The 14619-nt window shown below is 71.7% G+C and carries 11 protein-coding genes and 1 pseudogene; 5 read left to right on the forward strand and 7 right to left on the reverse strand.

The features are described 5' to 3' along the window. Positions 1–102 precede the first annotated feature (102 nt). The 3 genes from OHA89_RS13275 to OHA89_RS13285 all read left to right on the forward strand — a co-directional run bounded on the left by OHA89_RS13275 (position 103) and on the right by OHA89_RS13285 (position 6048). A complete protein-coding gene (locus tag OHA89_RS13275; protein ID WP_215146826.1) occupies positions 103–843 on the forward strand; it encodes a response regulator transcription factor in 741 nt (246 codons plus the stop codon). Further along, positions 840–1919 carry a HAMP domain-containing sensor histidine kinase gene (locus OHA89_RS13280; protein WP_257554219.1) on the forward strand — a complete coding sequence of 360 codons (1080 nt, stop codon included), beginning with the start codon at positions 840–842 and terminating at the stop codon, positions 1917–1919. Before OHA89_RS13275 ends, OHA89_RS13280 begins: the two co-directional genes overlap by 4 nt. Before the next feature lie 259 nt (positions 1920–2178). After that, positions 2179–6048: a multifunctional oxoglutarate decarboxylase/oxoglutarate dehydrogenase thiamine pyrophosphate-binding subunit/dihydrolipoyllysine-residue succinyltransferase subunit gene (locus OHA89_RS13285; protein ID WP_406366238.1), complete on the forward strand. Its 3870-nt coding sequence runs from the start codon at positions 2179–2181 to the stop codon at positions 6046–6048. A 107-nt stretch (positions 6049–6155) separates the two neighbouring features. On the opposite strand, the pseudogene OHA89_RS13290 reads toward OHA89_RS13285, so the two are convergent. From OHA89_RS13290 to OHA89_RS13305, 4 genes and pseudogenes are all read right to left on the reverse strand, one after another. Beyond that, a pseudogene (locus tag OHA89_RS13290) lies at positions 6156–6461 on the reverse strand (GNAT family N-acetyltransferase); the annotation flags it as partial. 52 nt (positions 6462–6513) lie between these two features. Then, the gene (gene cyaB / locus OHA89_RS13295; RefSeq protein ID WP_266615002.1) at positions 6514–7107 is read right to left on the reverse strand and encodes a class IV adenylate cyclase; all 594 of its coding nucleotides are present in this window, start codon (positions 7105–7107) and stop codon (positions 6514–6516) included. A gap of 14 nt (positions 7108–7121) precedes the next feature. Next, the gene (locus OHA89_RS13300) at positions 7122–7619 is read right to left on the reverse strand and encodes a hypothetical protein (RefSeq protein WP_406368777.1); all 498 of its coding nucleotides are present in this window, start codon (positions 7617–7619) and stop codon (positions 7122–7124) included. Next, the gene (locus OHA89_RS13305) at positions 7523–7966 is read right to left on the reverse strand and encodes a helix-turn-helix domain-containing protein (RefSeq protein WP_406366239.1); all 444 of its coding nucleotides are present in this window, start codon (positions 7964–7966) and stop codon (positions 7523–7525) included. The genes OHA89_RS13300 and OHA89_RS13305 overlap by 97 nt, the downstream gene beginning before the upstream one ends. Before the next feature lie 147 nt (positions 7967–8113). Between OHA89_RS13305 and OHA89_RS13310 the strand changes: the two genes are divergently transcribed. Beyond that, the gene (locus OHA89_RS13310) at positions 8114–8257 is read left to right on the forward strand and encodes a hypothetical protein (protein ID WP_266615005.1); all 144 of its coding nucleotides are present in this window, start codon (positions 8114–8116) and stop codon (positions 8255–8257) included. After that, positions 8250–8507 (forward strand): hypothetical protein, encoded by a 258-nt coding sequence (locus tag OHA89_RS13315; protein WP_266615007.1) that lies wholly within the window; start codon positions 8250–8252, stop codon positions 8505–8507. The genes OHA89_RS13310 and OHA89_RS13315 overlap by 8 nt, the downstream gene beginning before the upstream one ends. A gap of 288 nt (positions 8508–8795) precedes the next feature. On the opposite strand, the gene fxsT is transcribed toward OHA89_RS13315, so the two are convergent. The 3 genes from fxsT to OHA89_RS13330 all read right to left on the reverse strand — a co-directional run bounded on the left by fxsT (position 8796) and on the right by OHA89_RS13330 (position 14426). Beyond that, a complete protein-coding gene (fxsT, locus tag OHA89_RS13320) occupies positions 8796–11807 on the reverse strand; it encodes an FxSxx-COOH system tetratricopeptide repeat protein (protein WP_266615009.1) in 3012 nt (1003 codons plus the stop codon). A gap of 73 nt (positions 11808–11880) precedes the next feature. Next, positions 11881–13137: an HEXXH motif domain-containing protein gene (locus tag OHA89_RS13325; RefSeq protein WP_266615011.1), complete on the reverse strand. Its 1257-nt coding sequence runs from the start codon at positions 13135–13137 to the stop codon at positions 11881–11883. After that, positions 13134–14426 carry an FxsB family cyclophane-forming radical SAM/SPASM peptide maturase gene (locus OHA89_RS13330; protein WP_266615013.1) on the reverse strand — a complete coding sequence of 431 codons (1293 nt, stop codon included), beginning with the start codon at positions 14424–14426 and terminating at the stop codon, positions 13134–13136. The genes OHA89_RS13325 and OHA89_RS13330 overlap by 4 nt, the downstream gene beginning before the upstream one ends. Positions 14427–14619 lie beyond the last annotated feature (193 nt).

Genomic DNA, 14619 nt, shown 5'->3' on the forward strand with positions numbered 1-14619 from the left:
GATGATCAGCACAAATGCCCTGTCCGAACCCCGCATAGCCGCAGGCCGGTGCCTCCTCTACGCTGCACCCCACCACGCAGATCTTCAGGGGCGGACCGGGACATGGAACAGACGCACACCACCCACAACGGCGCCTCGGCGACCCCCGGCGCCCAGCGGCGCGTACTCGTCGTCGAGGACGACCACACCATCGCCGAGGCCATCGCGGCCCGCCTGCGGGCCGAGGGCTTCCAGGTGCAGACGGCCGCGGACGGCCCGGCCGCCGTCGCCGCGGCCGAGAGCTGGCTGCCCGAGCTGCTGGTCCTGGACGTGATGCTGCCCGGCTTCGACGGACTGGAGGTCTGCCGCCGGGTCCAGGCCCAGCGGCCGGTCCCGGTGCTGATGCTCACCGCCCGGGACGACGAAACCGACCTGCTGGTCGGTCTCGGGGTCGGCGCGGACGACTACATGACCAAGCCGTTCTCCATCCGTGAGCTGGCCGCGCGGGTCCACGTACTGCTGCGGCGTGTGGAACGGGCCACACTGGCCGCGCACGCCCCGCGCGGGGCCACCCTGCGCCTGGGCGATCTGGAGATCGACCACGCGCAGCGCCGGGTCCGCGTGCAGACGGAGGACGTGCACCTGACGCCGACCGAGTTCGACCTGCTGGTGTGCCTGGCCGGGACCCCGCGGGCGGTGCTCTCCCGGGAGCAGCTGCTGGCCGAGGTGTGGGACTGGGCCGACGCTTCGGGGACCCGTACGGTCGACAGCCACATCAAGGCCCTGCGGCGCAAGATCGGCGCGGAGCGGATCCGTACGGTCCACGGCGTCGGGTACGCCCTGGAGACCCCGGCGCAGGCATGAGCGGCCGGCACCCCGGACCGGGGCTGCGGCCCTTCTCGCCGTTCTCGATCAAGACCAAGCTGGGCACCCTCGTGGTGGTCTCGGTCTTCATCACGACGGGCCTGCTGCTGGTGGCCCTGCGCACGGACACCGAGCTGCGTTTCATCACGGTCTTCTCGGTGATCGCCTCGATGCTGATCACCCAGTTCGTGGCGCACAGCCTGACGGCGCCGCTGGACGACATGACGCGGGTGGCCCGGGCGATATCCCGCGGCGACTACACCCGCCGGGTCCGCGAGGCGGGGCGCCGCGACGAGCTGGGGGACCTGGCCTCGACGATCAACCTCATGGCGGACGACCTGGAGGCGGTGGACCGGCACCGCAAGGAGCTCGTCGCCAACGTCTCGCACGAACTGCGCACGCCGATCTCCGCGCTGCGGGCGGTACTGGAGAACGTGGTGGACGGGGTCTCGGCCGCCGATCCGGAGACCATGCGCACGATGCTCAAGCAGACCGAGCGCCTGGGCCGCCTCGTGGAGACCCTGCTGGACCTGTCCCGGGTGGACAACGGCGTGGTCCCGCTGAAGGCCCGCCGCTTCGAGGTGTGGCCGTACCTGTCGGGGGTGCTGAAGGAGTCGGGGCTGGCGGCCGCGGGCCGGCCGGGTCTGCTCTCCGGTTCGGGCGGGCACACCCGCAACGACGTGCACCTGCACCTGGACGTCTTCCCGCCCGAGCTGACGGCGTACGCGGACGCCGAGCGGCTTCACCAGGTCGTCGCCAACCTGATCGACAACGCGGTCAAGCACAGCCCTCCGCACGGCCGGGTCACGGTCCGCGCCCGGGCCGGCGATGCGCCCGGCGGTCTGGCGCTGGAGGTGCGGGACGAAGGTCCCGGCATCCCGGAAGCCGAGCGGCACCGGGTCTTCGAGCGGTTCAACCGGGGCAGCGCGCGGGCCGGCGACGGCGGCACCGGGCTGGGCCTGGCGATCGCCCGCTGGGCCGTGGAGCTGCACGGAGGGCACATCGGCGTGGCCGAATCGTCACGGGGCTGCCGCATCCTCGTCACGCTTCCGGGCAGCTCGCAGGCGCCGCGTTGACGTAGGGTTCGAGTGGGAAGGACATGATCTCGGCCACACGTACCCGGGGTCCGTCAGGGGTGCGAAGCCAAGGGGGCCGCAACCTGGGTGCCCCCTACCCGAACCGCGCTTGTTTCCCGCCATTCCAGGCAGCGAAACCCGCCGTTCGATGTGACCTACGCGACGGATGTCCCGCCCGGTCTGCATCTCACCGCCGAGGAGGCGTAGCCTTTATTCCCGCTGTCCATACCTTGTGAAGCGGAAGAGGGCGGTTGCCGCCGTGTCGCCACAGTCCCCCAGTAACTCGAGCACCACGACCGAAGCAGCAGAGGGCGGGAAGACCCCTGCCTCAGGCTTCGGTGCCAATGAGTGGCTCGTCGACGAGATCTATCAGCAGTACCTCCAGGACCCGAATTCGGTCGACCGGGCCTGGTGGGACTTCTTCGCCGACTACAAGCCGGGGGGCGCTGCCGCTCCGGTCAAGGCCGAAGAGCCGAAGAAGTCCCCGACGACGGACGGCGCCTCCGCACAGGCCGCCACCACCGTCGCCGCAGCTCCGCAGGCCGTCGACGCCGCCGCCACGGGGGCGGCGCGCGCCGCGGCTCCCGCCCCGACTGCCGCGCCCACACCTGTGTCAGCTCCTGCCCCTGCTCCTGCCACCCCCTCTGGTGCCCCTGCTGTGACTGTCACCTCCCAGGCCCCGGCCGCCGCACCGGCCGCGCCCGCCACCCCCGCTCCCGTAGCCAAGCAGGCCGCGCCCGCCACCGAGGCCCCCGCGGGCCCGGAACTGGTGACGCTCCGCGGCCCGGCTGCCGCCGTGGCCAAGAACATGAACGCCTCCCTCGACGTCCCGACGGCCACGTCCGTCCGCGCCGTCCCGGTGAAGCTGCTGTTCGACAACCGCATCGTCATCAACAACCACCTGAAGCGCGCCCGGGGCGGGAAGATCTCCTTCACCCACCTCATCGGCTACGCGATGGTGCAGGCGATCAAGGCCATGCCGGCCATGAACTACTCCTTCGCGGAGAAGGACGGCAAGCCGACCCTGGTCAAGCCGGAGCACATCAACTTCGGTCTCGCGATCGACCTGGTGAAGCCCAACGGCGACCGCCAGCTCGTCGTCGCCGGCATCAAGAAGGCCGAGACCCTCAACTTCTTCGAGTTCTGGCAGGCCTACGAGGACATCGTCCGCCGCGCCCGCGTCGGCAAGCTGACGATGGACGACTTCACCGGCGTCACCGTCTCGCTGACCAACCCCGGCGGCCTGGGCACCGTGCACTCCGTGCCCCGCCTGATGCCCGGACAGTCGGTCATCATGGGCGTCGGCTCCATGGACTACCCCGCCGAGTTCCAGGGCACCTCGCAGGACACCCTGAACAAGCTGGGCATCTCCAAGGTCATGACCCTGACCTCGACCTACGACCACCGGGTCATCCAGGGCGCGGCCTCCGGCGAGTTCCTGCGCATCGTCGCGAACCTGCTGCTCGGCGAAGACGGCTTCTACGACGCCGTCTTCGAGTCGCTGCGCATTCCGTACGAGCCCGTCCGCTGGAACCGGGACATCGACGCCTCGCACGACGACGACGTCACGAAGGCCGCCCGCGTCTTCGAGCTGATCCACTCCTACCGGGTCCGCGGCCACGTCATGGCCGACACCGACCCGCTGGAGTACAAGCAGCGCAAGCACCCCGACCTCGACATCACCGAGCACGGCCTCACCCTGTGGGACCTGGAGCGCGAGTTCGCGGTCGGCGGCTTCTCCGGCAAGTCGATGATGAAGCTGCGCGACATCCTCGGCGTGCTGCGCGACTCGTACTGCCGCACCACCGGCGTCGAGTTCATGCACATCCAGGACCCGAAGCAGCGCCGCTGGATCCAGGACCGCATCGAGCGCCCGCACTCCAAGCCGGAGCGCGAGGAGCAGCTGCGCATCCTGCGCCGCCTGAACGCGGCGGAGGCCTTCGAGACCTTCCTGCAGACGAAGTACGTCGGCCAGAAGCGCTTCTCGCTGGAGGGCGGCGAGTCCGTCATCCCGCTGCTCGACGCCGTCATCGACTCGGCCGCCGAAGCCCGCCTCGAAGAGGTCGTCATCGGCATGGCCCACCGCGGCCGCCTGAACGTCCTGGCGAACATCGTCGGCAAGTCGTACGCGCAGATCTTCCGCGAGTTCGAGGGCAACCTCGACCCGAAGTCCATGCACGGCTCCGGCGACGTCAAGTACCACCTCGGCGCCGAGGGCACCTTCACGGGCCTGGACGGGGAGCAGATCAAGGTCTCGCTCGTCGCCAACCCCTCCCACCTGGAGGCCGTGGACCCGGTCCTGGAGGGTGTCGCCCGCGCCAAGCAGGACGTCATCAACAAGGGCGGCACGGACTTCACCGTCCTGCCGCTGGCCCTGCACGGCGACGCGGCCTTCGCGGGCCAGGGTGTGGTCGCCGAGACGCTGAACATGTCGCAGCTGCGCGGCTACCGCACCGGCGGCACCGTCCACGTCGTGATCAACAACCAGGTCGGCTTCACCGCCGCCCCGGAGTCCTCGCGTTCGTCGATGTACGCGACCGACGTGGCCCGCATGATCGAGGCGCCGATCTTCCACGTGAACGGTGACGACCCGGAGGCCGTGGTCCGCGTCGCGCGGCTCGCCTTCGAGTTCCGCCAGGCGTTCAACAAGGACGTGGTCATCGACCTCATCTGCTACCGCCGCCGCGGTCACAACGAGTCCGACAACCCGGCGTTCACCCAGCCGCTGATGTACGACCTGATCGACAAGAAGCGCTCGGTGCGCAAGCTGTACACCGAGTCCCTCATCGGTCGCGGCGACATCACCCTGGAAGAGGCCGAGCAGGCGCTCCAGGACTTCCAGGGCCAGCTGGAGAAGGTCTTCGCGGAGGTCCGCGAGGCCGCCACGGCTCCCGCCGGCGCCCCGGTGCCGCCGGCGCAGGTCGCGCAGGTGTTCCCGGTCCCGGTGAACACCGCGATCTCCCAGGAGGTCGTCAAGCGGATCGCCGAGTCCCAGGTCAACATCCCCGACCACGTCACCGTGCACCCGCGTCTGCTGCCGCAGCTGCAGCGCCGCGCGTCGATGATCGACGAGGGCACCATCGACTGGGGCATGGGCGAGACCCTGGCCTTCGGTTCGCTGCTGATGGAGGGCACTCCGGTCCGGCTGTCCGGCCAGGACTCCCGCCGCGGCACCTTCGGCCAGCGCCACGCAGTCCTCATCGACCGGGAGACCGGCGAGGACTACACCCCGCTGCAGTACCTGTCGGACGAGCAGGCCCGCTACAACGTCTACGACTCGCTGCTCTCCGAGTACGCGGCCATGGGCTTCGAGTACGGCTACTCGCTGGCCCGCCCGGACGCGCTGGTCCTCTGGGAGGCCCAGTTCGGTGACTTCGTCAACGGCGCGCAGACCGTCGTCGACGAGTTCATCTCCTCGGCCGAGCAGAAGTGGGGCCAGACCTCCGGCGTCACGCTGCTCCTGCCGCACGGCTACGAGGGCCAGGGCCCGGACCACTCGTCCGCGCGTCCCGAGCGCTTCCTCCAGATGTGCGCGCAGGACAACATGACGGTCGCGATGCCGACCCTGCCGTCGAACTACTTCCACCTGCTGCGCTGGCAGTCCCTCAACCCGCACCACAAGCCGCTCATCGTCTTCACCCCGAAGTCGATGCTGCGTCTGAAGGCGGCGGCGTCGAAGGCGGAGGAGTTCACGAACGGCTCGTTCCGTCCGGTCATCGGGGACGCCACCGTGGACCCGACCGCGGTCCGCAAGGTCGTCTTCTGCGCCGGCAAGGTCTACTACGACCTGGAGGCCGAGCGCGAGAAGCGCGGCATCACGGACACCGCGATCGTCCGCATCGAGCGGCTGTACCCGCTGGCGGGTGCGGAGCTCCAGGCGGAGATCGCCAAGTTCCCGAACGCGGAGAAGTACATCTGGGCCCAGGAGGAGCCGGCGAACCAGGGTGCGTGGCCGTTCATCGCGCTGAACCTGATCGACCACCTCGACCTGGCGGTCGGCGCGGACGTCCCGGCGGGCGAGCGCCTGCGGCGCGTCTCCCGCCCGCACGGCTCGTCCCCGGCGGTCGGCTCGGCGAAGCGCCACCAGGCGGAGCAGCAGCTCCTGCTGAACGAGGTCTTCGAGGCCTGAGCTTCGTGACCACCGGAAGGCCCGGTCCCCTTGGGGGGCCGGGCCTTCCGGCTCGCTGGGGGGAGGCCGGTCAGCGCAGGTCGAGCAGCATCACGTCGTGCAGGTCCGCGCCGGGCAATGCCCTGCCTGCGCCACGCGGCGCGTACGGCGAGTTCCATGAGTCCGACCGTCCGTCGGCCGTCCTCACGGCGCATGTCCTCGGGCACTGGCGCGGTCAGTTGGTCCCACCAGCCCGTCTGCGGTTCGAGCGGGAAGCCGTACGCGATGCCGACGGGCTCGCCGCCCGAGGTGGTCGCCAGGGCGCCGCGAAAGGTGGCCTTACGGGTCTGTGACCGAAAGCGGCGGAACGCCGCCGACACGTCGGTCTCGGTCTCGTTGTACGGCGGCTCGGCAAACGCCTCGGCGTAGACCAGGCGGAAGGCGCCCTCGGCCCTGGCGGCGGCCGTCCCATCGAGCCGCTCGCACCTACGCCGACAACTCCCTGGACGGCCTCTGGGCGGCTGCGCCCCCGCGACGGGCCTTCACTGCTGCGGTGTACTGCTCGCGCGTCAGGTCATCCGCGCCGATGCCGAGCTCGACAAGAACCTCGCGGACATCGTCAAGGGCCCCGGTTACGCCCTTCTCCTCGACAAGGGTCTCCAACTCCAGGAACGTCCCGTCGAGCTCCGGGACCCGGACCAAGGTGGCGAGCATCTGTCGGCCTCGTGCCTCGAAGGCGTAGTTCCTGCACCTCTTCTCGAACGCGATTGCCGGCACGTAGCCGAGGCCGCGCAACACGGCATGCACAGCTTGGGCGTCCTCCACTCGGGTCTCGTGCTCAGGCTTCGACCGGGACTCCTCGTCCACCGGGGCGCCCTTGTACGTGAGGACGGTGCGCGTCTCGTCCGCCCCGTGCACCGTCCTGACACGAAGCTCTTCGTCCCGGGCCTCCAAGGCCCCGTCCACCGTGTCGTAATAGGTGTCCTGGTATACCTCGGCCCGGCCCACGGCCCGCTCGTCCAGCCGCCGCAGCGTCTCTTCCGGCGCGTGCACACGTGCCTTCAGCTCCGCTTCGATCATCCGTCCGTCCCCTCTCAAACCGTACGTTCAGCGCTCCCGGCGACAGCCTCGAACATGCGCCGGAACCCCCTGAACAGCGGGCCGTGCGGCGTCTCCATCACCTTGTACGTGGCAGACTCGTGCCCCTCCCAACCTGCGTCGAACGCCCCGACGAACATGGTGGAGTCGGCCCGGATCACCCGCCATGTGGGCAGCATGCCGTACCGGTACACCTCGATGTCGCAGATCCCGGCAAGCTCACGGAGCCGAGCCTCGGCCAGCCGCACACCACTGGCAAGAGACTCCGCCGACTCACCGATTTCGGCAGCACGTAAGGCAAGGGCCGGCGCCTCAGGGTCGAGCAACAGCACCCGCACTCGGAGACCTTCGCCCTGCCTCCCGAGGTGAGCACGCAACATCGAATCATTCAGACCGATCAACCCGAGGCCACGCACGGCGAGGATGTCCAATTCCTTCGCGCCCCGCACCTGCTGCTGAATCTCCTCCCGCGCAGAGGCCTGCCCGGAGTACACCGCACCACCTCGGGAAACGCTGCGAGGTCGAAAGCGGCCCCACCGGAACGTCGCTCACGGCCAGCCGCCAACCCGAGGAGATGCCGAGCATCGTCGGGCATGTTCAGCCCGTCAGCGATCCGCTCGTACACATCGAGGCGCGACACCTCACGACGCCGGTTGATGATCTCGTTCACCCGCGCCTGGGTCATGCCGACCGCCGCAGCGATGCGCGCCTGACTGGCTCCGCTGTACTGCTGCACGTATCGGAACACGGCGCCCACGTCGCGCGTGCGAAGGGCCTGACGTACGTCTGCGCGCTCCCACGCCCAGTCGGGCAGGCAAGTCGGCACGAGCGGTGTGCTCACGGTCGGCTACTCCCGTCATCCACCTGCGAGATGGGAAAACATCCCACGGTGAGATTACCGTCCGGATATCGAACTTGTACGCACAGTCACCAGATTCTGTCCACATACCGCCAGGCGGTATGTCACCCAGACCCGGAAGGCCCCGACATGACTCTCAACGCCCCCGAAACCCCGGACGGCCCGTGGCGATGCGTGGAGGCCAGGCCCGAGCTCAGCCAGGAACTCCTCGACCGAGCTCTCGTCGGCTGGGAGCGTTTCCTCGCCTCCGTCCGGGAGCCGACCGATGACTGAACGCTACGAGTACGTCCCTCATCCCCTGTTGCGCCGCCGCGTACGAGATATCGCGTCCGGCACCGAAGGAGTCCTGATGGCCGTGATCAACGAGAACGTCTCGGACTCGGCCCTCCGCGAGCACTGGATGGAACTGGCGTACATCCGGGTCGCATCCGGCCGCGAGTTCACGACCGCCGTCGACAACGTCGAGCCCGCCGGCGACCAGCCACAGACGGGTCGCAGACGCCGAGACACGAGAAGCGCGTAGCGATCTGACGCGTCCGGCGGCTTCCGAGGCGCTTCTGGCCGCTGTTTGATGCGGGTTAGGCCTCCCCCGACCCGGAGAGACGATGGGACTGGCGAGAAGCCCCCAAACCCTCTCCGATCCCGCCCCCGCGGGCCGGACCGCCCAAGCGGAATCCGCCCGCCCCCCGACCCCGGCCGCAAGCCCTCAGCCCCCGCCCCGCCGCCCAGGGGGCGGGTGGGCAACCGCCGACTGCGGGTGGGGACTCGGGGGGCGGAAACCGGGCAGGTGTGGGCCCCGTACCGCCCACCCCTAAGGCTGCGGCTCGAAGTCCCAGTACGGGCGGGTCTGTTGCTTTGCCGCGACGGTGTGGACGTGCTGGGGGCCCAGGGTGCGGGTGAGGCCCTTGATGCCCGCGTCCTCGTGCTTGCCCGCCTCCGCGTCCTCCCGTACCGAACGGAGATCGGCGGCCAGGGCGATCTGGGCGCTCAGCGTCATCGGGTGGTCCGGGCCCAGCACCTGTTCGGCGGTGCGCAGTGTCTCGCGGCTCAGGGACAGCGCGTCCTCCAGGTGCCCGGTGATGTTGCGGTGCCCGGTGGCGTTCAGGGCGCAGCCCAGCGTCCAGGGGTGCCGGTCGCCGAGCGCGCCCCGCATGCCGACCAGCGCCTGCTCCGCGAGCGAGAGGGCCTCCGCGCGCTCGCCCTGGGCGCGCAGCACCAGCCCGAGGTTGCCGACCGTGCCGATGCTGTACGGGTGGGCCAGGCCCAGCTGCGACTGGTAGCCGCGGACCACGTCCTCCGAGATCCGGCGGGCCTCGCCGATGTCCCCGTACTCGCGCAGGTAGGTCGCGTAGTCGGAGGCCACCATCAGCGTCCACGGGTAGTCGACCCCGAACACCCGCGTCGCCCGCTCCCACACGGTCCGCAGCCGCAGCCCCGCGCCGGGGATGTCCCCGGAACGGCGCAGGCACAGCCCGAGGTTGTGCTCGGCGCGCAGGGTCTGCGGGTGGCCCAGCCCCAGCACCTGGGTGTTGACCTTGACCCCCTGCTCCTGCCGGGTCTGCGCCTCCCGGTAGCGGCCCATCAGCCGCAGTCCCATGGCGCAGGCGATGCCGGAGGAGAGGGTGGAGATGTGCTGGGCGCGCAGCACCCGCTCGCGGCGGCGCAGGGTGTCCAGGTCGAGCTCGTAGGCGTCCTGGTAGCGGCCCAGCAGCCGGTAGGTGGCGGCGAGGTTGTTCTGGGCGCCCAGGGTGGTGGAGTCGTCCTCGCCGAGCAGCTCGCGGTAGGTGGCCAGGCAGTGCTCGAAGATCTCGCGGGCGGGCTCGAACTTGGCGATGCAGAGCAGCACTCCCCCGTACGCGCTGCTGGCGCGCAGGGTCTCCAGGTCGCGCTCGCCGCGTTCCCCGGTGAGCCGGTCGGCGACGGCCCGGGTGAGGGTCTCGGCCGTCCGGAACAGGCCGAGGTTGCGCAGGGCTCCGCCGTACTGGTAACTGAGCTCGCGGACCTTGGGGTGGTCCTCGCCGAGCATGGCCCGCCAGGACTGGTCGGTCTCCTCGGACAGCCGCAGGCAGGTGCGGTACTCCCCGGCGAGGATCAGGTAGCGCAGGCAGTGCAGCAGGAAGTTCTGGATGCGCGGGTTGCTGCTGGTCAGCACCCCGGAGGTGGACAGGTGCGGGATGAGTTCGGCGTAGCGGGGCCACAGCCGGGAGTCGGAGGGGCGGCCGGGGTCGGCGGCGGCGAGGACCTGGCGGACGGCGCGGGCCAGCGGTTCGGCCTCGTCCTCGGAGAGGTTCTCGCGGACGATGCCGTGCACCATGCGGTGCAGCTGTACGGTCTCCAGCCCGCCGCCGCCCTCCTCCACGGGCAGGTCGGAGTACTCCAGGCGGACGACGGAGAACTGGACGAGCTTGTTGAGGGCCGCGTTCCACCGGATCTGGTCGTTGATCAGCCCGGCGAGCTGTTCGGGCACGTCGTCGGCCGGGAACTCGCGCAGCAGCCGCAGCGGCACGGGCCCGGGTGCGAAGAAGACGAACAGCCGCAGGAGGGCCAGGGCGTCGGGGAAGTTCTCCCGTACGTTGTTGAGCAGTATCGCCAGGGCCGTGGGGAAGGGCAGCGGGTAGTCGTCGGAGACGGTGACGGCCTCGCGGGAGTCCAGCCGGCGCTGGAGCAGCGCCAGGTAGTCGCCGACGGTCAGCGGGGAGTCGGCGAGCCAGCCCGCGGTCTGGTCGAGGGCGAGCGGGTAGTCCTCCAGGGCCTCGGCGAGCTGGTCGGCCTCGACGGCGGTGAGCCTCAGGGCCCGGCGGCGGATGAAGGTGATGGACTCGGGCCGGGCGTAGAGCGGGACTTCGACGAGGCTGGTGTGCCGGGAGGCCCATTCGCGGTTGCGGGAGGTGATGATGACGTCGCCCGCGCCGGAGGGCAGCAAGTCGGTGAGGTCGTCGGGGTTGTCGCAGCCGTCGAAGACCATCAGCCAGCGGCTGTAAGGGGATCCGCGCCGCAGCGCCTCCAGGACGGCCCGGATCTGCTCGCCGTAACTGCCGGCGCCGCGCGGCAGGCCGAGGGCGGGGGCCAGGTCGGCGAGGCGTTCGCGCAGGGTGGGCCGGTCCTCGGCGGGGACCCACCAGACCACGTCGTACTCGGAGGCGAAGCGGTAGGCGTACTCGGTGGCGACCTGGGTCTTGCCGACTCCGGAGAGCCCCAGCAGGGTGACGGTGGAGGCGCCGGCCGGGGCTTCGGTGAGCGCCGCGCGCAGGGTGCCGATGACGTCGTTGCGGCCGGTGAAGCGCGGGTTGCGGCGCGGGACCCGGCCCCAGATCTCCGGCGGGTCGTTGGGGAAGCGGGGCCCGCGGCGGCCGGTCTCGGTGCCGATGCGGTCGGTGGGCAGCTCCAGGCGGCGCAGCACGCGGTACTCCGCCTCGTACGCGTCCAGGCCCCACAGGTCGGTCTTCTCCAGTACGGCCACGGCGCTGGGCAGCGGGGCGTCGGTGAGGCAGACCGCGGCGAACCGGTCGGGGTGGCGGTCGGTGACCGTGCGCAGGGCGGTGTTCCACTCCGCGTCCTGGACGTCGCCGGGGGTGCCGGCGGAGAAGTAGCGCTCGCTGAGGACGAGCAGGACCCGGCTGCCCGAGCGGGCGAGGTCGTCGAGGGCCTGCGCGAGTCCGGGGCTGTTCTGCGGGTCCCAGCGCTGGAGGGCGACGCGGTGGCCGTGTTCCTCCAGGCGGTGGGCGATCCAGACGGCCCAGGGCCGGTTGAACCCGGCGAAGCTGATGACGAAGCGCTGCGGCCCAGCGGTGGAGCCCTGTTCCTGCCGACTACCGGTGGTCATGCGGCCGTCTCCCTGAAATCCGGGCAGTGGACGGGCTTGAAAGGTACCGCAGCACTGCCCTTCGCGAAGCCCCTCAAGCCCGTACGAACGGGGCGAGTTCGGGATGGGCCTCGCACCAGGCGCGGCGTTCGCGGTCGACGGCCCGGCGGGCGGTGGCGTGCTGGTCCCCGGGCGGCGGGAGCTCGTCCATGTTCCGCTCGGCGGCGGCCATGGCGTCGGTGAACTCCCTTCCCGCGGAGGTCAGTCGGTCGTGCGCGCGCAGTACGGGCAGGACGGCGGCGACCTGGGCGCGGCTGCGGGCGTGCTGGGCCCAGGCGCCGCGGGCTCCGTAGAGGGCGGCACGCTGCCAGTACCCGGCCAGGGCCAGATGGGCGTACGCGCCGTGCAGGAGCCCTTCCAGCGGGCGGGGGTCGGCGCGCCAGGGGGCCCAGTACCGGGGGGTGCGGTCGGCGGTGTGCAGGGTCAGCACGTCGGCGAGGGCGGTGAGCTTGCCGTGCTGGACCTCGTGCACGAGGGTGGCGGCCAGCGCGGGCGGGGCCTGCGCACGGGCCAGTACGGAACCGGCGGCCGCGGGCAGGGTGGCGCCGCTGGAGCGGGAGCCGCCGGCCAGCGGCACGACCGAGCGCAGCAGTTGGACGGTCTCCTCGGCGCGGGCGGTGTCGTACCGCTCGAGCAGGGTGAGCGCGCCGGCCCACTGGGTGTCCCAGCGCTTGTGGCCCTTGGGGGTGAGCCGGCGGGCGGGGCGGACGGGGGCCGGCCGGTCGGGGCCGGGCGCCCGGTAGGGGTCGAGGTCGTCGAGGGCGGTGCGGCCTCCGGGGAGGGTGTGCAGGGGCAGGGTGGCCGGGTGCCCGGGGTCCCAGGAGCGTTCGGTGAGGGCGAGCGGGCCGGGGCGGTCCGGGCGCAGCAGTCCGAGGGTGGGCAGGACGAGGCGCCCGTGCAGGGGCCGCAGGGTGTGGGTGAAGGCGAGCCCGGAGCGCAGGGCTGCGGCGACGGCGAGGGCCCCGAGGTGGCCGAGGTCCGGCGGGGGCCCGTACGGGGCGTGCAGGCGGCGCAGGGTCTCCTCGGCCCACACCCCGGTGGCGGGGTAGTGCAGGACGTCGCGGACGGCGCCCGGGTCGTGCCGTTCGGCCTCCTCCAGCAGGGCCCAGTGGTCGGCGGTCTCCCCGGCCCGGGCGCCGGGGGCGGCGTCGAGGACGGCGCGCAGCAGGACCAGGCGCTTGGAGCGGCGTACGTCGCGGACCAGGCGGGTGCCTTCGGTGCAGGGCTCGGTGGAGGCGAGGGCCCGCAGGGTGCGGGAGGAGACGGTGAAGGAGGCGAGGGCGGCGGTCATGAGGCGACCGCCGGGGGACGGGCGGCGGGGGTTCGGGCGGCGGGAGTTCGGGCCGCGGGAGTTCGGGCCGCGCGCTCGAGGGCCGTGGCGATGTGCCGGATGAGGACCTGGAGGTCCGCGCAGTACACGGACGGCTGCCGGAAGCCCTCGCCGGCCCGGTAGCGGTGCGGGTAGTGCCCGCCGCCGCACACCTCGACCAGTTCGCAGGCGCGGCAGCCGGCGGCGAGCGCGTCCCGGCCGAGCTGGCGGGCGGCGAACCCGGGGTGGTCGAGGAGCTGGTCGAAGCTGTGCGTGTCGAGGGTCATCCCGGTGGCGGCGGCGCCCTCGTAGGCGGACTTCAGCGAATCGGCCTGTTCGATGGAGCCGTCGGTCTCGATGACGGCGGTGGCGGCGGGCGCGAGCCCGAGGGTCTCGGTGGCGGCGGGCAGGCCGAGCAGCAGGGCGATGATCTCCTCGAAGGTCCGGATCCGGGTGCGCCGCACTCCGTCGTGCCACCAGCGTTCGAAGACGGCGAGGAGCCAGTCGGCGTACGGGGTCCCGCGGGGGCGGTGGCCGGGCGGCGGGGAGCTCCAGTTGGCGAGCGGCAGCAGCAGCCCGACGCTGGGCGGGGCGAAGGCGAGCAGGGACTCGTACGTCTCGACGGGGTCGTGGGCGAGGTCGATGACGCAGAGCACCCCGGCGTAGCTGTCCGGATGCCGTGCCAGCAGCCGCAGGCCGCGGGCGGCGGCGGCGAATCCGGGGCGTCCGGCGTGGTCCACGCGCCGGGTGTTGTGCGCGGGGAGCCCTCCGTCGAGGCTGACGCCGACGCGGATCCCGGCGGCGGCCAGCGCGGCGAGGCGGCCGCGGGTGAGGAGGGTGCCGTTGGTCTGGACGGTGGCGGTGACGCGGGTGCGCGGGGCGGCCGCGGCCACGGCGGCCCGTACGGCGTCGACGGGCTCGGCCAGCCGGGCGGGCGCGGTGAGCAGCGGTTCGCCGCCGTGCAGGACGAGGTCGACGCGGGGCAGGTCGTGGGCGGCGGCGTGCTCGGCGATCCGCTCGGCGGCGCGGGCGGCGGTGGCCGGGGCCATGAGGGCGGGCTGGGCGCGCCAGCCCTGGTCGGCCATCTCGTAGACGTAGCAGTAGGTGCAGGCGAGGTTGCAGCGGCTGCGCGTCTTGAGCACGAACTGCCGGATGGGATGGGGCCGGTGTCCGGCGGCGCGCAGGGCGGGCACGTCGAGCCGGGTGTAGGGCCAGGGCGCGTGGGTCCGGTGCGCGATCTGTTCGGCCGCGCTCGTCTGGGTGTGCCTCATCGCAGTACCTCCCGCCCCCGTACACCGCAGGGAGGCGCCCCCTGCGGACGGTCCATCCCTGCCCTTCGGACGGCCTCGGCTAACGGCGGAAAGTGGTCAACCGGCCTGTGGTCCGCGTGACTCGGGCCACTCGTGCGGCTTCGGTGTCTTCGGTGGCTCAGGGGGCTTCGGGCGACTCGGGCGGCCGAGGTGA

Origin of the sequence: Streptomyces sp. NBC_01546 (assembly GCF_045208355.1) — a bacterium.
Classification (GTDB): Bacteria; Actinomycetota; Actinomycetes; order Streptomycetales; family Streptomycetaceae; genus Streptomyces.

What these genes read in the sequence shown, in the direction of transcription:
- OHA89_RS13275 (WP_215146826.1), top strand. Translation starts at nt 103, where the DNA reads ATGGAACAGACGCACACCACCCACAACGGCGCCTCGGCGACCCCCGGC.
- OHA89_RS13280 (WP_257554219.1), top strand. Translation starts at nt 840, where the DNA reads ATGAGCGGCCGGCACCCCGGACCGGGGCTGCGGCCCTTCTCGCCGTTC.
- cyaB (WP_266615002.1), bottom strand. Translation starts at nt 7,107, where the DNA reads ATGATCGAAGCGGAGCTGAAGGCACGTGTGCACGCGCCGGAAGAGACG.
- OHA89_RS13310 (WP_266615005.1), top strand. Translation starts at nt 8,114, where the DNA reads ATGACTCTCAACGCCCCCGAAACCCCGGACGGCCCGTGGCGATGCGTG.
- OHA89_RS13315 (WP_266615007.1), top strand. Translation starts at nt 8,250, where the DNA reads ATGACTGAACGCTACGAGTACGTCCCTCATCCCCTGTTGCGCCGCCGC.
- fxsT (WP_266615009.1), bottom strand. Translation starts at nt 11,807, where the DNA reads ATGACCACCGGTAGTCGGCAGGAACAGGGCTCCACCGCTGGGCCGCAG.
- OHA89_RS13325 (WP_266615011.1), bottom strand. Translation starts at nt 13,137, where the DNA reads ATGACCGCCGCCCTCGCCTCCTTCACCGTCTCCTCCCGCACCCTGCGG.
- OHA89_RS13330 (WP_266615013.1), bottom strand. Translation starts at nt 14,426, where the DNA reads ATGAGGCACACCCAGACGAGCGCGGCCGAACAGATCGCGCACCGGACC.